Origin of the sequence: Rossellomorea aquimaris, assembly GCF_001877785.1 — a bacterium.
GTDB lineage: Bacteria > Bacillota > Bacilli > Bacillales > Bacillaceae_B > Rossellomorea > Rossellomorea aquimaris_A.
The window spans coordinates 1-461 of sequence record NZ_MINN01000019.1 but is presented as its reverse complement, the minus strand read 5'-3'; the positions used below and the strand labels follow the sequence as shown (position 1 = coordinate 461).

The following is a 461-nucleotide window of genomic DNA, read 5'->3' as shown; positions in this document are numbered from 1 at the left end:
CAATACAACCTGCACAAATTACAAAAACGTCTGCGTCGTAACGTGGGCGACCCCATTGCTGACTTCAATCTGATTGAAGAAGGCGATCGCATCATGGTTTGCCTCTCCGGGGGTAAAGACAGCTATACCATGCTGGAGATTCTGCGCAATTTGCAGCAAAGCGCGCCAATCAATTTTTCGCTGGTGGCTGTTAACCTCGATCAAAAGCAACCGGGCTTCCCGGAACACGTTCTGCCCGAGTATCTTGAAACGCTGGGCGTTGAGTACAAGATTGTTGAAGAGAACACTTACGGTATCGTGAAAGAGAAGATTCCGGAGGGCAAAACCACTTGCTCACTGTGTTCTCGTCTTCGTCGCGGTATCCTTTATCGCACCGCAACGGAACTGGGGGCGACGAAGATCGCGCTGGGTCACCATCGTGACGATATCCTGCAAACGCTGTTCTTAAATATGTTCTACGG

1 protein-coding gene is annotated in these 461 nt (G+C 50.3%); it reads left to right on the top strand.

Going from position 1 to position 461, the window contains the following annotated elements:
• On the top strand, positions 1-461 hold a 461-nt coding region (gene ttcA, locus BHE18_RS00660), incomplete at both ends, for a tRNA 2-thiocytidine(32) synthetase TtcA (RefSeq protein WP_083573557.1).